Annotated in this window: 14 protein-coding genes; 10 read left to right on the top strand and 4 right to left on the bottom strand. The window is 62.4% G+C overall.

The window, feature by feature from the left end; translation table 11 throughout:
* Nucleotides 1–13: 13 nt before the first annotated feature.
* The 4 genes from KJP30_RS19475 to KJP30_RS19460 form a co-directional block, all read right to left on the bottom strand.
* Nucleotides 14–538, bottom strand: coding sequence for a TRAP transporter small permease subunit (locus KJP30_RS19475; RefSeq protein ID WP_218451039.1), 525 nt, complete (start codon nt 536–538; stop codon nt 14–16).
* A gap of 71 nt (nt 539–609) precedes the next feature.
* Nucleotides 610–1,587: a TRAP transporter substrate-binding protein gene (locus KJP30_RS19470; protein WP_218451038.1), complete on the bottom strand. Its 978-nt coding sequence runs from the start codon at nt 1,585–1,587 to the stop codon at nt 610–612.
* 101 nt (nt 1,588–1,688) lie between these two features.
* The gene (locus KJP30_RS19465) at nt 1,689–2,858 is read right to left on the bottom strand and encodes an aminotransferase-like domain-containing protein (protein WP_218451037.1); all 1,170 of its coding nucleotides are present in this window, start codon (nt 2,856–2,858) and stop codon (nt 1,689–1,691) included.
* A gap of 203 nt (nt 2,859–3,061) precedes the next feature.
* Nucleotides 3,062–3,742, bottom strand: a complete 681-nt coding sequence (locus KJP30_RS19460; RefSeq protein ID WP_218451036.1) for a GntR family transcriptional regulator — start codon at nt 3,740–3,742, stop codon at nt 3,062–3,064.
* 230 nt (nt 3,743–3,972) lie between these two features.
* Between KJP30_RS19460 and KJP30_RS19455 the strand changes: the two genes are divergently transcribed.
* The 10 genes from KJP30_RS19455 to KJP30_RS19410 all read left to right on the top strand — a co-directional run bounded on the left by KJP30_RS19455 (nt 3,973) and on the right by KJP30_RS19410 (nt 14,747).
* Nucleotides 3,973–5,004 carry a LacI family DNA-binding transcriptional regulator gene (locus tag KJP30_RS19455; RefSeq protein WP_218451035.1) on the top strand — a complete coding sequence of 344 codons (1,032 nt, stop codon included), beginning with the start codon at nt 3,973–3,975 and terminating at the stop codon, nt 5,002–5,004.
* A gap of 111 nt (nt 5,005–5,115) precedes the next feature.
* Nucleotides 5,116–6,420, top strand: a complete 1,305-nt coding sequence (locus tag KJP30_RS19450; protein ID WP_218451034.1) for an ABC transporter substrate-binding protein — start codon at nt 5,116–5,118, stop codon at nt 6,418–6,420.
* A 114-nt stretch (nt 6,421–6,534) separates the two neighbouring features.
* Nucleotides 6,535–7,401, top strand: a complete 867-nt coding sequence (locus KJP30_RS19445; RefSeq protein WP_218451033.1) for a carbohydrate ABC transporter permease — start codon at nt 6,535–6,537, stop codon at nt 7,399–7,401.
* Between the two features lie 90 nt (nt 7,402–7,491).
* The gene (locus KJP30_RS19440) at nt 7,492–8,322 is read left to right on the top strand and encodes a carbohydrate ABC transporter permease (RefSeq protein WP_218451032.1); all 831 of its coding nucleotides are present in this window, start codon (nt 7,492–7,494) and stop codon (nt 8,320–8,322) included.
* A gap of 11 nt (nt 8,323–8,333) precedes the next feature.
* A complete protein-coding gene (locus tag KJP30_RS19435) occupies nt 8,334–9,335 on the top strand; it encodes an ABC transporter ATP-binding protein (protein WP_218451031.1) in 1,002 nt (333 codons plus the stop codon).
* Nucleotides 9,332–10,105: an L-iditol 2-dehydrogenase gene (locus KJP30_RS19430; protein WP_218451030.1), complete on the top strand. Its 774-nt coding sequence runs from the start codon at nt 9,332–9,334 to the stop codon at nt 10,103–10,105. Before KJP30_RS19435 ends, KJP30_RS19430 begins: the two co-directional genes overlap by 4 nt.
* Before the next feature lie 78 nt (nt 10,106–10,183).
* A complete protein-coding gene (locus KJP30_RS19425) occupies nt 10,184–11,653 on the top strand; it encodes a mannitol dehydrogenase family protein (protein WP_218451029.1) in 1,470 nt (489 codons plus the stop codon).
* A 227-nt stretch (nt 11,654–11,880) separates the two neighbouring features.
* A complete protein-coding gene (locus tag KJP30_RS19420; RefSeq protein ID WP_218451028.1) occupies nt 11,881–12,219 on the top strand; it encodes a RidA family protein in 339 nt (112 codons plus the stop codon).
* A 20-nt stretch (nt 12,220–12,239) separates the two neighbouring features.
* Nucleotides 12,240–13,499, top strand: a complete 1,260-nt coding sequence (locus KJP30_RS19415) for a D-amino acid dehydrogenase (protein WP_218451027.1) — start codon at nt 12,240–12,242, stop codon at nt 13,497–13,499.
* A gap of 3 nt (nt 13,500–13,502) precedes the next feature.
* Nucleotides 13,503–14,747 carry an NAD(P)/FAD-dependent oxidoreductase gene (locus KJP30_RS19410; RefSeq protein WP_218451026.1) on the top strand — a complete coding sequence of 415 codons (1,245 nt, stop codon included), beginning with the start codon at nt 13,503–13,505 and terminating at the stop codon, nt 14,745–14,747.
* The last annotated feature ends 82 nt before the right edge of the window (nt 14,748–14,829 follow it).

The raw sequence follows: 14,829 nt of genomic DNA, 5'->3' as shown, positions 1-14,829 counted from the left end.
TGTTCCCTGCGTGTCATTCGGCGCCGAAGGATTCGAGGGCGTCCTCGTCCTCGGGCGGTTCGTTCAGAAAGAGGCGCAGCAACCGGGCGATCATCTGCAAGGCCAGCAGGACAAGGCCAAAGGCGATGGCCCCCTGCGGGATCGCCAAAGGTGTGGCGTCGACCGTGGGCGAAACGCTGCCGCGCTGGAAGGACCGCCATGCAAAGGCGACCATGGCGTTGGCAGCAAAAAGCGTGATGCCGACACCGATCAGCGTGGCAAAGATTTCCATCCAGTGCTGGCCGCGCGGGCCAAGCAAGCCGCGCAGCAGGGCCACGCGCACATGCCCGCCGGTCCGCAGCGTGTAGGCCGCGCCGCAGAACACCGCGACCGCGAAGAAATAGGCGCTGTATTCCCATGCAAAGCTGAGCGAGTGGTTGAAGGCCCAGCGTGACACCACTTCGGCGATGATAAGCACCGCGATGCCAAAGACGAGGAGGACCGAAAGGATCGCCGTGAGGCGGCTGATACGGTCAAGAATGTCGAGAAGTCGTGTCATGTCAGGCGCTTCCTGTCTGGGGTCCCCGCGCGGATGGCGCGCGGGGACGGTCTGTTGCGGGAAGCTGACGTTCAGTTGCCAGCGAAGGCGTCAAGCACGGCCTTGGCGGCCGGGGTTGCAGCCAGAAAGGCCGCCTTCTGGTCTTCGGTGGCGGCGCGCATCGCCGACAGCATGTCCGGGGTGACCTCGCCGATCACCATGCCGTTCTCGACAAGAATTTGCATCTTGGCGGCGTCTTCCGAACGGCTGACCTCCCAGAACTCGGGCTCCAGCCGCTTGGCGGCGTCCTCGATGGCGGCGCGGTCTTCCTCGCTCAGCCCGTTCCACGCGTCGAGGTTGACGGTGATCGCATCCGAGGACCAGACGTGCCCGGTGGGGTAGAAATGGGTCAGAAATTCCCAGAACTTGCCGTCCACACCCGAGCTGGCGGAGGTGGTCACACCGTCGATGGTGCCGGCCGCCAGAGAGGGGACGACCTCGCCCCAGGGCAGCTGCACCGCGGTCATGCCGATGGCGTCGAACAGTTCGGTGGTCGATTTGGAATAGGTTCGGATCTTGACCCCGGCGAGATCCTCCAGCGTCTTGGCCTCTTTCTTGGTATAGATGCCGGGCGCGGGCCAGGGCACCATGTAGAGAACCTTTTGATTGTGGCGCGCGGCAACCTCTTCGACCACGGGGCGGAAATGTGCGTGCAGCTCGCGCAGCTCGTCATAGCCGCTGACAAGGTAGGGGATGGACTCGATACCCAGGATCGGCTCTTCGCCCACCTGCTGGCTGAGATAGACGTCACCGATGGGCGCCAGACCGTCACGGATCACGCCCAGCATCTCTGGCCCCTTGAAGCCAAGCGAGCCGCCCGAATGCACGGTGATCGTCACGCGGCCCTCGGTGACCTTGGCCACTTCCTCGGCAAAGGTATGTGCGTTCTTGGTGTGGAAGTTGCCGTCCGGCCAAGGCAGCGGCATGTCCCAGTCTTCGGCCATGGCCGGCAGGATCGAACCTGCAACAAGCGCCGCCGCGGCAAGCGTGGATTTGAAGAGCGTCTTCATGGTCTGGTCTCCTGGTTGGTAAGGGGCGGGGATCGGACGCCGGTTCATTGGTGAACTTCTGGGCTGCGCCCGATCCGGATATTCAGTTCCGCACGGCGCGGTCAGCCTTTCAATGCCCGATAGGCTTCGCCAAGGCGCCTGATGCCTTCGCGGATCGTGTCGGGATCCACGTAGCTATAGGAAAAGCGCAGGAAGTTGCCCGGGTCCTCGACCGGGAAGCAGAGCCGCCCGCTGCCGACTTCGACACCGAATTCCACGGCCTTGGCGGCCAGTTCGTCACCGGATACATCCTCGGGCAGCTCGGCCCAGAGGAAATAGCCGCCCTGCGGTTTGCGCACCTTGGCGTCCGGCAGGTATTCGGCCAGCGCGTCGACCATCGCGTCGCGGTGTTCGCGCATCGTGTTGGTCACGATTTCGATGTGTTCATGCAGCTTGTTTGCGCGGATCGCCTCGATCACCAGCCGCTGGGTAAAGGGGCAGGACCCGCCGTCGGATTTCTGCAGCGCCATGCGGCGGATGATCTCGGGATCGCCGACGGCCCAGCCGATGCGGAGACCGGGGGCAAGGATCTTGGACACGGTGCCGATGGCGATGACCCGGCCGGTTTCATCCATCGACTTGATCGGCGCGACGGCCTCGCCTTCGAAACGGATGCGGCGATAGGGATCGTCTTCGAGGATGATGAAGTTGTATTCCTCGGCCAGCCGCAGCAGGTGCTTGCGGCGCTCCAGCGACATGGTGATGCCGGTGGGATTGTGGAAATCCGGCACGTCGAACAGCAGCTTGGGCAGGGTTTCCGCGTTCTCGCGCATGGTATTGAGGCGCTGTTCAAGGATGTCGGTGCGCATTCCGTCGTCATCCTGCGGGATGGCGACAAAGTTCAGCCCGTGCTGACGCAGGCATTGCAGCGTGGTCATGTAGGTCGGCGCGCAGACGATCATCTTGTCGCCCGGCTCGGTGAACACACGGCAGGCCAGATCGGTGGCGTGTTTCGCGCCATTGGTGATCAGAACGTTGTCGGCGGTGCAGGTCACGCCGTCTTCGGACACGTAGTTGGCAATCGCTTCGCGCAGTTCCGGCAGACCCATGAGCGGGCCGTATTGCATCACTTCCTTGACGTAGCTCTGCGCCGAGGAGGCCGCCTCGCGTGAGAGGTCGGGCAGGACCGGCGGATAGGCCGAGCCCACGCTCAGCATGATTACGCCGGGGGCGTGGTCGTAAACCGATTTCCCGAGCACTTCGGCCCTGCGTGCAAACTTGAGATTGTTCATGCCCATCTTTCGACTTCCTTGCATCGGTGTCGCCGTGTTGGCGACGCTACGTTATCCATTATATATAATGTGCAAGCTGGCAACAAATTTGTGACGGCAGCCGCTAAGCGTCTGCTCTTGTGCCGGGATTTTAGGCAAACGGGCGGTGTTTCGGGGCGTGCGCGACCCGAATCAGGTGATTTTCAGGCTGGAAGAGGGGGGAATCAGGCCTGTGCTTGCTTCTCGCGGTCGAGAAAGATCAGCAAGTCATCCAGCCCGTTGGCCAGATGGCGGCCCTGAACCTCGGCGCTTGCCTCGGCATCGCCGGCACCCAATGCCTCGATCAGGTCGCAGTGTTCGGCCACGGATTTGCCGATCCGCCCGCTTTCGCCCCAAAGCGCGTACATCGGGAAGGAGGACTTCACCTTGTCGATGGTCCAGATCAGAGCCTCGTTTCCGGCAGCGGCAAAGATCGTCTGGTGAAACTCGCGGTCGATCGGGTTGATCGTGGCGGGATCATCCCCGGCTTCCATGATGTCCAGCATGCGGTTCAACCGGTCGAGCCGGGCGATAATCTCGGGCGTCATATTGGCAGCGGCCAGCCGCACAGCCTGCTGTTCAAGGATCCGGCGCACCGAAAAGATCTCTCGCAGGCGCTTTTCGTCGATCTCGCAGACCTTGATCGAATGGTGCTTGTGCCGATCAACAATGCCATTGCCCATCATGACCAGCACGGCCTCGCGGATCGGGGTCACGCTCAGGCCGAGGTCTTCGGCGATCTGGCGCTGACTGATGACCTGCCCGGGCTTGTACAGGCCCGTTTCAATGGCGTTGCGGATCGCAATTTCAGCGACTTCGCGTTTGGTCAGCTGCTCGGGGACGGCGGAGGGGCGGGTCAGGTTCATTCGCGGGGCTACTGGATTGTGGGCAGGGGACAGAATAGAGGGGCCGGGCGGACAAGGGAACAGGCTGCCTGACATCCGGGTGGGCCGCATTGCCGCGTCGGGCAAAAGCGGCCCCCTGCTTGACGGCTGATTGAATGTGCCTCTACCTTTGAAAGAAATATATCGCGCGTAAAGAAAAGGGGTGTATTCTGATGCCCCGCCCTGTCGGGGCAGACGCAGGAGGGCGGTTGATGGCGGGAAAGCGGATCAAGAACATGGAAGAGTTTGCCGAGGTCAGCGGCATCTCGCGTCCGACGCTGTCCAAGTATTTCCAGGATCCGGAGAGTGTGCGGAAAACGACCCGCGCCAAGGTGGAAAGCGCGCTGGAGCAATTCGACTATCGTCCGAACATCTTTGCGATCAACCAGAACCGCAAGCTGACCAAGACCATTGGCATTCTGGTGCCCTACCTTGCGGATCCGTTTTTTGCCGAAATGGTGCGTCTGATCGAGCGCAAGTGCATCGAGGCGGGGTATTGGCCGATCGTCTTTAGCGCGCATGGGGATCGCGAGTTGGAAAACAACGCGCTTGCGACGCTGGAATCGTTGCGCCCGGCAGGGGCGCTGATCGCTCCGCTTGGGCGCGGGTCGGATCTGGATGTGGTGCGGCGCTTTGCGGATGAGGTGCCGACGGTGGTTTTTGACAGCAACGTAAAAGTTGGCAAAGCCTTTGTCGGGTCTAACAATTTTCAAAGTATTCCGCTGATTGTCGATTATCTGTGCCGCTCGGGTGAGCCGCCTTGTTTCTTTGAGATGCCGCCGGTCAATCCAAACGCAAACAAGCGGCGCGAAGCCTATGTTCAGGCGATGGAGCGGTTTGGACATGAGCCGATGATCGTTCAGGCCAAAGGGGGTGGCTGGGATTTTGAGCAGATCGGACTTGAGGAGGGGTCGCGGCTGATTTCTCAGCGTGCCTTGCCCACGAATACGGTGCTGTGCACGAATGATCGTCTTGCCATCGGGTTGATCACGGCGGCCTATCAAAACGGCTGGCGTGTCGGCCGTGGAGAGGGGTGCGCCCTGCGCGTGGCTGGCCACGACGATCATCCATGGTCGCGCTATACCTGCCCGCCGCTGACGACGGTTTCGCAGGATTACAAATCCATCGCCGAGCACAGCTTGCAGACGTTGTTTGCCGTGCTGGAGGGGCGAAGCGATGAGTTGGGCGCAGAGCGGCCCGAATACTTGTTCGAAGGAAAGCTGGTGTTGCGGTCCTCGGCCTAAAACTTTCCTCGCTGCAGCGCAGAACTTTACGGGAGTAAAGTTTTACGTTGACTCGAATCCCTGTGATGCGCTACCTGTCCCTACGGCACTCATCAGCCAGGGAGGATTTTGATGAAACTCAAGACAGCATGTCTTGCCGCGACGGCCCTCGTGTCCGTTGTTGCAACCTCGGCCACCGCTGCGGAACTGACCATCGCCACCGTGAACAACGGCGACATGATCCGCATGCAGGGTCTGACCCAGGATTTCACCGACAAGACCGGGCATACCGTCAACTGGGTGACGCTTGAGGAAAACGTCCTGCGTCAGCGCGTGACCACAGACATCACCACCAAGGGTGGTGCCTTCGACATCATGACCATCGGCATGTATGAAACCCCGATCTGGGGTGCGAACGGCTGGCTGGTTCCGCTGGACGGCCTGTCCGCGGAATATGATGTGGATGACATCCTGCCGGCGATGCGCAACGGCCTGAGCCATGACGGGACGCTGTACGCGGCCCCCTTCTACGGCGAAAGCTCGATGATCATGTACCGCACCGACCTGATGCAGAAGGCCGGTCTGGAAATGCCTGCGGCCCCCACGTGGGAGTTTATCCGCGACGCCGCCGCGGCGATGACCGACCGCGACAACGACATCAACGGCATCTGCCTGCGCGGCAAGGCCGGTTGGGGTGAGGGCGGTGCCTTTATCACCGTGACCGCGAACTCCTTTGGCGCGCGCTGGTTCGACGAGAACTGGACCCCCCAGTTCGACCAGCCCGAGTGGGAAGAGGCGCTGACCTTCTTCGTCGACATGATGAACAACTACGGTCCTCCGGGCTACGCGACCAACGGGTTCAACGAGAACCTGTCGCTGTTCCAGCAGGGCAAGTGCGGCATGTGGATCGACGCAACGGTGGCGGCGTCCTTCGTGACCAACCCCAATGACTCGACTGTCGCGGACAAGGTCGGCTTTGCCCTGGCCCCCAACAAGGACGGCGTCGAAAAGCGCGCCAACTGGCTTTGGGCATGGGCGCTGGCGATCCCCGCCGGTACGGAAAAGGCTGACGCAGCCAAGCAGTTCATCGAGTGGGCAACCTCGAAGGACTACATCGAACTGGTGGCGGCGAATGAAGGCTGGGCCAATGTGCCCCCGGGTGCGCGGACCTCGCTGTATGCGAACCCCGAGTACCAGAAAGTGCCCTTTGCACAGATGACGCTGGACTCGATCCTTGCGGCGGATCCGAACAACCCCACGGTTGATCCGGTTCCCTATGTCGGCGTCCAGTTCGTGGCGATCCCCGAATTCGCAGGCATCGCAACCGATGTGAGCCAGGAATTCTCGGCCGTCTACGCAGGTCAGCAGACTGTCGCGGAAGCGCTTGAAAAGGCGCAGGCCCTGACGCTCGACGCAATGGAAGCCGCGGGTTACTGAGGCATCCTCCCGGCCGGAGGGCGGGGGCAACCGCCCTCCGGTACATCGTTTCAAACCAATGAAAACCGAAACTAGACCTGGGTGGCCAAAGGCCGCCAAGGGAGGAGATGCACCATGGCGACCCAGCATTCGAGGTCCTCTGCCCGGCTGATGATGGCCCCGGCGGTCTTTCTGCTTCTGGTCTGGATGCTTGTTCCGCTGTCCATGACCCTGTGGTTTTCCTTCCGCAAGTACCTGCCGCTGCGCGGCGGCGATCTGGGATGGGCGGGTTTCGACAACTACGTGCGGTTCGTGACGTCCAGCGCCTTCTGGCCCAGCGTGGTGACCACGCTGATCATCGTGGGCGGCGTTCTGGTCGTCACGGTCTTTCTGGGCGTGTTGCTGGCGATCCTGCTGGATCAGCCGATGTGGGGGCAGGGAGTGGTTCGCATCCTTGTCATCGCACCCTTCTTTGTCATGCCCACCGTCTCGGCTCTGGTCTGGAAAAACATGTTCATGGATCCGACCAATGGGCTTTTCGCGCATCTGTGGCGGTTTTTCGGGGCCGAGCCCGTGTCATGGCTTAGCCAGGCCTCGATGCCCTCGCTGATCATGATCGTGTCGTGGCAATGGTTGCCCTTTGCGACGCTGATCCTGTTGACGGCGATCCAGTCACTGGACAGCGAACAACTGGAAGCGGCGGAAATGGATGGCGCCCCGCCCCTGTCGCGGTTCTTTCATATCATCCTGCCGCACCTCAGCCGGGCGATCACCATTGTGATCCTGATCCAGACAATCTTTCTGCTGTCGATCTTTGCCGAGATCTTCGTGACCACCGCCGGTGCCTTCGGGACCAAGACGCTCACCTACCTGATCTTCCAGCGTGTGCTGGAAAGCCAGAACGTCGGGCTGGGATCGGCCGGAGGGGTCTACGCGATCATCCTCGCCAATATCGTCGCGCTCTTCCTGATGCGCATCGTCGGCAAGAACCTTGATGCCTGATCAAATTGTCCGCCGTGCCCCGGGAGCGACCCGGGGCCACCCCTCAACCGCAGAGGTCCCGGCGCAAGGCCGGGACGGGAGGCTCTGAACATGGCGCGTACCGTCACGACACAACGAAAGACGATCAACACCGCCGCGGCATGGGCCGTGGGACTGCTGATCTTCTTCCCGATCCTGTGGACCATCCTGACCAGCTTCAAGACCGAGGCGCAGGCCATCAGCGACCCGCCCGTCTTTCTGTTCTTCGACTGGACGCTGGAAAACTACGCGGTCGTGCAGGAACGGTCCAACTACATGGCGTTCCTGTGGAATTCGATCATCATCGCCGGTGGGTCGACCCTTTTGGGCACAATCATCGCAGTGCCGGCGGCATGGTCCATGGCATTCGTCCCCTCGCGGCGGACCAAGGACATCCTGATGTGGATGCTGTCGACCAAGATGTTGCCGGCGGTCGGCGTGCTGTATCCGATCTATTTGCTGTTCATCCAGCTCGGGTGGCTGGATACGCGGATCGGGTTGGTGATCGTGCTGATGCTGATCAACCTGCCGATCATCGTCTGGATGCTGTACACCTATTTCAAGGAAATCCCCGGCGAGATCCTTGAAGCGGCCCGGATGGACGGCGCCAGCCTGCGCGAGGAAATCATCTATGTGCTGACACCCATGGCGGTGCCGGGCATCGCCTCGACCATCCTGTTGAACATCATCCTCGCCTGGAACGAAGCCTTCTGGACGCTGAACCTGACCGCTGCGAATGCCGCACCGCTCACGGCGTTCATCGCCAGCTACTCCAGCCCCGAGGGCCTGTTCTACGCGAAACTTTCGGCGGCCTCTGTCATGGCGATTGCGCCGATCCTGATCATGGGCTGGTTCAGCCAGAAGCAACTCGTCCGCGGCCTGACCTTCGGCGCGGTGAAATAAGGGGACGACCAATGGGAAGCATTACGCTCAACCAGGTGACGAAGAGCTTCGGCGATGTGAATGTCATTCCGCCGCTGGATCTGGAAATCAATGACGGTGAATTTGTCGTCTTCGTGGGGCCGTCGGGCTGTGGCAAGTCCACGCTGCTGCGCCTGATCGCCGGACTGGAGGACGTTACCTCTGGCATGATCAGCATCGACGGGCAGGACGCGACCATGCTGCCACCGGCCAAGCGCGGCCTTGCCATGGTGTTCCAGTCCTACGCTCTGTATCCGCATATGACGGTGCGCAAGAACATTGCCTTCCCGATGAAAATGGCGGGCATTGATCAGGCCGAACAAGAGCGGCGGATCCAGTCGGCGGCCAAGGCGCTCAACCTGACCGATTACCTCGACCGCCGTCCGGGCCAACTGTCCGGCGGTCAGCGCCAGCGTGTCGCCATCGGGCGGGCGATCGTTCGCGAACCGGCGGCCTTTCTTTTCGACGAACCATTGTCGAACCTCGACGCGGCCTTGCGGGTCGGGATGCGGCTGGAAATCTCGGAGCTGCACAAGCGGCTGGACACCACGATGATCTACGTCACCCATGACCAGGTCGAAGCCATGACCATGGCTGACAAGATCGTGGTTCTTCAGGCTGGCATCATCGAACAGGTGGGCAGCCCGCTGGAGCTGTATCGCGCGCCGCGCAACAAGTTCGTGGCCGGGTTCATCGGGTCGCCCAAGATGAATTTCATCGAAGGTGCCGAGGCTGCCAAACATGGCGCGCATACCATCGGCATCCGCCCCGAACATATCGAAGTCGGCACCGAAGGACCGTGGAAAGGGGTTGTCGGCGTGGCCGAACACCTTGGCTCGGATACCTTCTTTCACATCCATGACACGGGGCTGGCCGATCCGCTGACCGTCCGTGCCAGCGGCGAGGTGGATTTCAGCCACGGCGACACCATCCACCTGACCCCGCGCGAGGATATGATCCATAAATTCGACGCTCAGGGGCTGCGGATCGCATGAAACGGCTGAGCGGGAAATCCGCCCTGATTACCGGTGCCGCGCGCGGCATCGGCAAAGGGTTCGCCGAGGCTTATCTGCGCGAAGGCGCAAAGGTTGCGATCGGGGACATCAACCTCGACGCGGCCAAGGCTGCCGCCGCCGATCTGGGTGAGGGTGCCTTTGCGGTCCATCTTGACGTCACCCGTCAAGACAGCATTGACGCGGCCATCGCAGAGGTGGTCGCTCGGGCTGGCAAACTGGACATCCTGATCAACAATGCCGCGCTGTTCGATGCCGCCGAAACGGTCGACATCACGCGCGAAAGCTTTGACCGGTTGTACGCCGTCAACGTCGCGGGGACCCTGTTCACCATGCAGGCAGCGGCACGCCAGATGATTGCGCAGGGGCACGGAGGCAAGATCATCAACATGGCGTCACAAGCCGGGCGGAGGGGGGAGCCGCTCGTGCTTGTGTATTGTTCCACCAAGGCGGCAGTCATTTCGATGACCCAGTCCGCCGGGCTGAACCTCATCAAGCATGGCATCAACGTCAATGCCATCGCACCGGGCGTGGTGGATGGCGATCACTGGGTCCACGTGGATTCCATGTTTGCCAAGCTTGAAGGCAAGGCGCCGGGGCAAAAGAAACGCGAAGTCGAGGCAGGTGTCCCGGCGGGCCGATTTGCCAAGCCTGACGATCTGACCGGCATGGCGGTTTTCCTCGCCTCGTCCGAAGCCGATTACATCGTTTCGCAGACATATAACGTCGACGGCGGCCAGTGGATGAGCTGATGGCGGCACGCCTGTCCGCCCCCGCGATCACCGGCCATGGCCGGTGACGCAGAACCGCAAACCAAGTGAGACAAGGTCATGATCCCGCTTTCCAACGCGACCCTGGACCAACTGCCGCAGGGCATCCTGCGCCCGACCTATGACCGTTCGGCGCTGACGCCGGGCATCGTGCATATCGGGCTGGGCAATTTCCACCGGGCGCATCAGGCGTGGTATCTGCATCGGCTGATGCAGGCGGGACAGGCGATGGACTGGGCCATCATCGGGGCAGGCGTGCGCGCCTACGACGAGGCCCAGCGCCAGAAGCTTGCGGCGCAGGACTATCTGACGACCCTGATCGAACTGGACCCCAAAGGCAGTTCAGCCGAGGTCGTAGGGTCGATGATCGGTTATGTCCCGATCGAAGAGGGCAATGGCCCGCTGATTGCCCAGATGGCCGATCCCGCCATTCGCATCGTCGCCATGACCGTGACCGAAGGTGGCTACTATCTTGATCCGGCGACCAAAAAGTTCGATCCGTCGCATCCGGACATTCAGCACGACATCGCCAACATGGATGCGCCGCGGACGGCCTTTGGCGCGATTGTCGCCGCTTTGCGGCTGCGCCGTGAGGCGGGGCAAGGGCCGTTCACCTGCCAGAGCTGTGACAACCTGCCCGGCAATGGCACCAAGATGCAGGAGGTTGTGACCGGCCTTGCGCGACTGGTCGATCCCGCGCTGGCCGAGTGGATCAGGGCCGAAGTGACTTTTCCGAATTCCATGGTCGATTGCATCGTGCCTGCCACCGGCCCACAGGAATTGTCCTTGGTGCGCGGTTTCGGCGTCGACGATATGGCACCCGTCACTCACGAGAACTTTCGCCAATGGGTGATCGAGGACAAGTTCTGTGCCGGTCGCCCCGCATGGGAGCAGGTCGGGGCCACGATTTCCGAGCTTGTCCATGACTACGAGGCGATGAAACTGCGCATCCTCAACGGGGGGCATCAGATAATTGCAGCCCCGGCCGAGATCCTCGGGCTGGACACCATCCATCAGACCATGGCGCATCCTCTGATCCGCGGGCTGTTCCGCAAGGTGGCGCTGACGGAAATGTCGCCACATGTGCATGACGTTCCGGGCATGACGCCCGCCGCCTATGTCGATCTGATCGACGAAAGGTTTTCCAACCCCAAGATCGCGGACACCGTTCGCCGCGTGGCCTTTGACGGGTCGAACCGGCACACCGGCGCCGTTCTTCCGGTGATCCGCGAGGCCGCCGCCGCGGGTACGCCGATCGAAGGACTGGCGCTGAGCCAGGCGCTTTGGGCACGCATGTGTTCCGGCGTCCGCGAGAATGGCACCGAAATCGCGCCCAATGATCCGGTTTGGCCGGATCTGGTCGCGGCGGGAAATGCGGCGCAAAACGATCCGCAAGCATGGTTGGAACAGCGTCAGTTCTACGGCGGACTTGCGGATGAACCGCGCTTTGCCGAGGCCTTTGCCCACTGGCTGCGATTGATCTGGGCGGAGGGGGTCGAAGCCGCCCTGCGCAGCTACGTCGACGCCTGAAAAGCAGGATATTCGGCGCAGGGTTGCCTGCACATCGTGAAAATCCCGCCCGGGTGTGCCTGGGCGGGATTGAAGTGTTTCGCGGGCGGTGACACCATCCGGGTCATGTTGGGGTTGTCGGTGTCGGATGTGGACCGGCCAAGGCCCCGCGTCCAGCAATCCGCCTGCCGGCGAACTCCCCGGTTGGCGGCATATTCTCACGACCCCGAACCACCAAGGACCATGACATGATCGAACGGATAGACGTGGGCACCCGGATGAGCCGCATCGTCAAACACAATGGCGTTGCTTACCTGTGTGGACAGGTTGGCGACGGCGCCACCGTCACAGAGCAGACCAAGGATTGCCTGTCTCGCGTCGAGTCGCTGCTGGCCAAGGCCGGGTCTTCGCCCGAGCAGATGTTGCAGGTGGTGATCTGGCTGGCCGATATGGCCGATTTCGCCGAGATGAACGCCGTTTGGGATGCATGGGTGCCCGAAGGCCATGCCCCGGCGCGCGCCTGCGGCGAGGCCAAGCTCGCCCGCAAGGAACTGAAGGTGGAAATCATCGTCACAGCGGCCTGCTGAAATCTGCCGGGAGTGCAGCCATGAAAGTCATCGTGATGGGGGCCGGGGTGATCGGCGTGACCACGGCCTATTACCTCGCCAAGGCGGGGGCCGAGGTCACGGTTCTGGATCGCCAGTTGGGGCCCGGGCTGGAAACCAGCTATGCCAACGCGGGCGAATTGTCCTACGGCATGACCTCGCCCTGGGCGGCGCCGGGGATTCCGGTAAAGGCGGTGAAATGGCTGTTCATGAAGCGCCGCCCGCTGTTCATCTGGCCACTGATCAGCCCCACGATGTGGGCTTGGGGCGCGCAGATGCTGCGCAACTGCAACGAGGACAGCTATCGCGTCAACAAAAGCCGCATGGTGCGGATTTCGAACTATTCGCGCGACGTGATGCCCGATCTGATTTCCGAGACCGGGATCGAATATGACGGGCGCGAACAGGGCACGCTGCAACTGTTCCGCACGGAAAAACAGCTGAAGGGATCCAAGGCGGATCAGGAAATCCTGGCCGAATACGACTCGCCCTTCGAGGTGCTGGACCCCGAGGGATGTATCGCGGTCGAACCGGCCCTTGCCGGGGTGCGTGGCAAGTTTGTCGGCGGCCTGCGCCTGACCGCCGACCGGACCGGCGATTGCCGCATGTTCACCGTGGCGCTGGCCGAGAAATGCGCGGACATGGGGGTGGAATTTCAATATGGCCAGTCGATCCGGGGCATCGCGGTGGAAAACGACCGTGTCGCGGGCGTGGATACCGAACTGGCCGGGCGGATAAGCGGCGACAAGTATGTTTGCGCACTGGGCAGCTATGGGCCTCGGGTGCTGACGCCCATAGGGGTGCGTCTGCCGGTCTATCCGGTCAAGGGCTATTCGGTGACCCTGCCGGTGACGCAGGATGCCGATGCACCCCAATCCACGATCATGGACGAAACCCACAAGGTTGCCATCACACGGTTGGGAGACCGCATCCGCGTGGCCGGCACCGCCGAGATTGCCGGCTATTCGAACCGGCTTGGGCCCCATGCCACGGATACCGTGCGCCATGTGATCGGGGATTTGTTTCCCAAAGGGGGCGACCTGAGCAAAGCCGAGGGATGGACCGGTCTGCGTCCGATGACGCCCGACGGCACGCCGGTTCTTGGGCCGTCGCGCTATGACAACCTGTACCTGAACACCGGGCACGGGACGCTGGGTTGGACGATGGCCTGCGGGTCGGGCCGCATCGTGGCAGATACCGTTCTGGGCCGAACGCCCGAAGTGTCGCTGGACGGGCTGACCGCCGAACGCTACGGGCGCTGACGGGTGGCGCAGGGCGGGCCAACGCTTGTCATCGGCGCCGGGGTGATTGGTGCGGCGGTCGCTCATGAATTGCAGCGGCGCGGGCGGCAGGTGATCCTTGTCGATCGGGAAGGGCCGGGGCGGGGGGCGTCTTATGGAAACATGGCCTCGATCGCCGTGACCGAGTTCATGCCGGTGTCGCGCCCGTCGGTCTGGCGCAAGATCCCCGGCTGGTTGCTTGACCCCGAAGGCCCGGTTTCCGTCCGGCCCGCGCATTTGCCCCGCTTGCTGCCGTGGTTCTGGCGCTTTGTGCTGGCGTCGCGGCCCACACGGTTGCGCGACTTGGAAGCGCAGGGCGCGGCGCTGTGCTGCCGGGCGCTGGCCGACACGCAGGCAATGCTGGCCGACCTTGACCTGTCAGAGGAGCTTTCGGACACCGGGTGCCTGTCGATCTATGCCGACGAGGTCGAGTTCCGCGCCGATCAAGAGCGGCTGGACATGCTCGCCCGGTTCGGCGTTGCCCACCGGGTGCTGAGCCGGTCCGAACTGACGGAACTGGAGCCCGAGATTTCCCCCGTTATTGCCAAGGCACTGTTGCTGCCGGACAATCGCACCGTGCGCGATCCCTATCGGATTGTCCTGCGTCTGGTCGAACGTTTCGTCGCCATGGGTGGGCAGGTTGTCAAAGCCGAGGTGCGGGGATTTGAGCGCTTGGATCGCATCACCGCGGTTCTCTTGGCGGACGGACGGCGGATTGAATGTGCCGAAGCGGTGCTTTGCGCCGGCGCTTTTACCGCGGGCATGGCGCGGGAGCTGGACGAACCGATCCCGCTTGAGACCGAGCGCGGCTATCACACGCAGATCATGCAGCCAGACGTGACGCTGAGGCATTCCCTGATCTGGCCGGCCAAGGCCTTTATGGTTTCGCCCACCGCCGGGGGGCTGCGCATCGGCGGGACAATCGAATTGGCGGGGCTGGATGCCCCACCGGATTGGCGGCGATCCCGGATCACGGTCAAACATGCCCGTACCGCGCTGCCCAACCTGCGTGTCGAACAAGCCAGCGAGTGGATGGGGCATCGCCCGGCCATGGCTGATACGGTGCCTGTCCTCTCGGCTTCGGCGCGGACGCCGGGGGTGTATTATGCCACGGGGCACGGCCACCTCGGGCTGACCTACGCCGCCACGACGGCTCGGTTGATGGGGCAGCTTATCAGCGGTGAACCCCCTGAGCTTGACCTGCACCCCTACCGGGTCAACCGTTTCTGATCGCGCGGCGGGCGAACCAAGGGAAAGACGGGCCGCGCTGGCCGAAACCCGCCCGAAACCGGCCCGAAACCGGCCTGAGATC

This window comes from Antarctobacter sediminis, assembly GCF_019218285.1.
GTDB classification, from domain to species: Bacteria; Pseudomonadota; Alphaproteobacteria; order Rhodobacterales; family Rhodobacteraceae; genus Antarctobacter; species Antarctobacter sediminis.
The sequence above is the reverse complement of the archived record's forward strand: the minus strand, read 5'-3'. Positions and strand labels throughout refer to the sequence as shown.

Excerpts from the sequence above, each read along its gene's own strand:
- KJP30_RS19445 (WP_218451033.1), top strand. The coding sequence starts at position 6,535 with ATGGCGACCCAGCATTCGAGGTCCTCTGCCCGGCTGATGATGGCCCCG.
- KJP30_RS19455 (WP_218451035.1), top strand. The coding sequence starts at position 3,973 with ATGGCGGGAAAGCGGATCAAGAACATGGAAGAGTTTGCCGAGGTCAGC.
- KJP30_RS19420 (WP_218451028.1), top strand. The coding sequence starts at position 11,881 with ATGATCGAACGGATAGACGTGGGCACCCGGATGAGCCGCATCGTCAAA.
- KJP30_RS19440 (WP_218451032.1), top strand. The coding sequence starts at position 7,492 with ATGGCGCGTACCGTCACGACACAACGAAAGACGATCAACACCGCCGCG.
- KJP30_RS19475 (WP_218451039.1), bottom strand. The coding sequence starts at position 538 with ATGACACGACTTCTCGACATTCTTGACCGTATCAGCCGCCTCACGGCG.
- KJP30_RS19415 (WP_218451027.1), top strand. The coding sequence starts at position 12,240 with ATGAAAGTCATCGTGATGGGGGCCGGGGTGATCGGCGTGACCACGGCC.
- KJP30_RS19460 (WP_218451036.1), bottom strand. The coding sequence starts at position 3,742 with ATGAACCTGACCCGCCCCTCCGCCGTCCCCGAGCAGCTGACCAAACGC.
- KJP30_RS19465 (WP_218451037.1), bottom strand. The coding sequence starts at position 2,858 with ATGAACAATCTCAAGTTTGCACGCAGGGCCGAAGTGCTCGGGAAATCG.
- KJP30_RS19470 (WP_218451038.1), bottom strand. The coding sequence starts at position 1,587 with ATGAAGACGCTCTTCAAATCCACGCTTGCCGCGGCGGCGCTTGTTGCA.
- KJP30_RS19425 (WP_218451029.1), top strand. The coding sequence starts at position 10,184 with ATGATCCCGCTTTCCAACGCGACCCTGGACCAACTGCCGCAGGGCATC.
- KJP30_RS19435 (WP_218451031.1), top strand. The coding sequence starts at position 8,334 with ATGGGAAGCATTACGCTCAACCAGGTGACGAAGAGCTTCGGCGATGTG.
- KJP30_RS19430 (WP_218451030.1), top strand. The coding sequence starts at position 9,332 with ATGAAACGGCTGAGCGGGAAATCCGCCCTGATTACCGGTGCCGCGCGC.
- KJP30_RS19450 (WP_218451034.1), top strand. The coding sequence starts at position 5,116 with ATGAAACTCAAGACAGCATGTCTTGCCGCGACGGCCCTCGTGTCCGTT.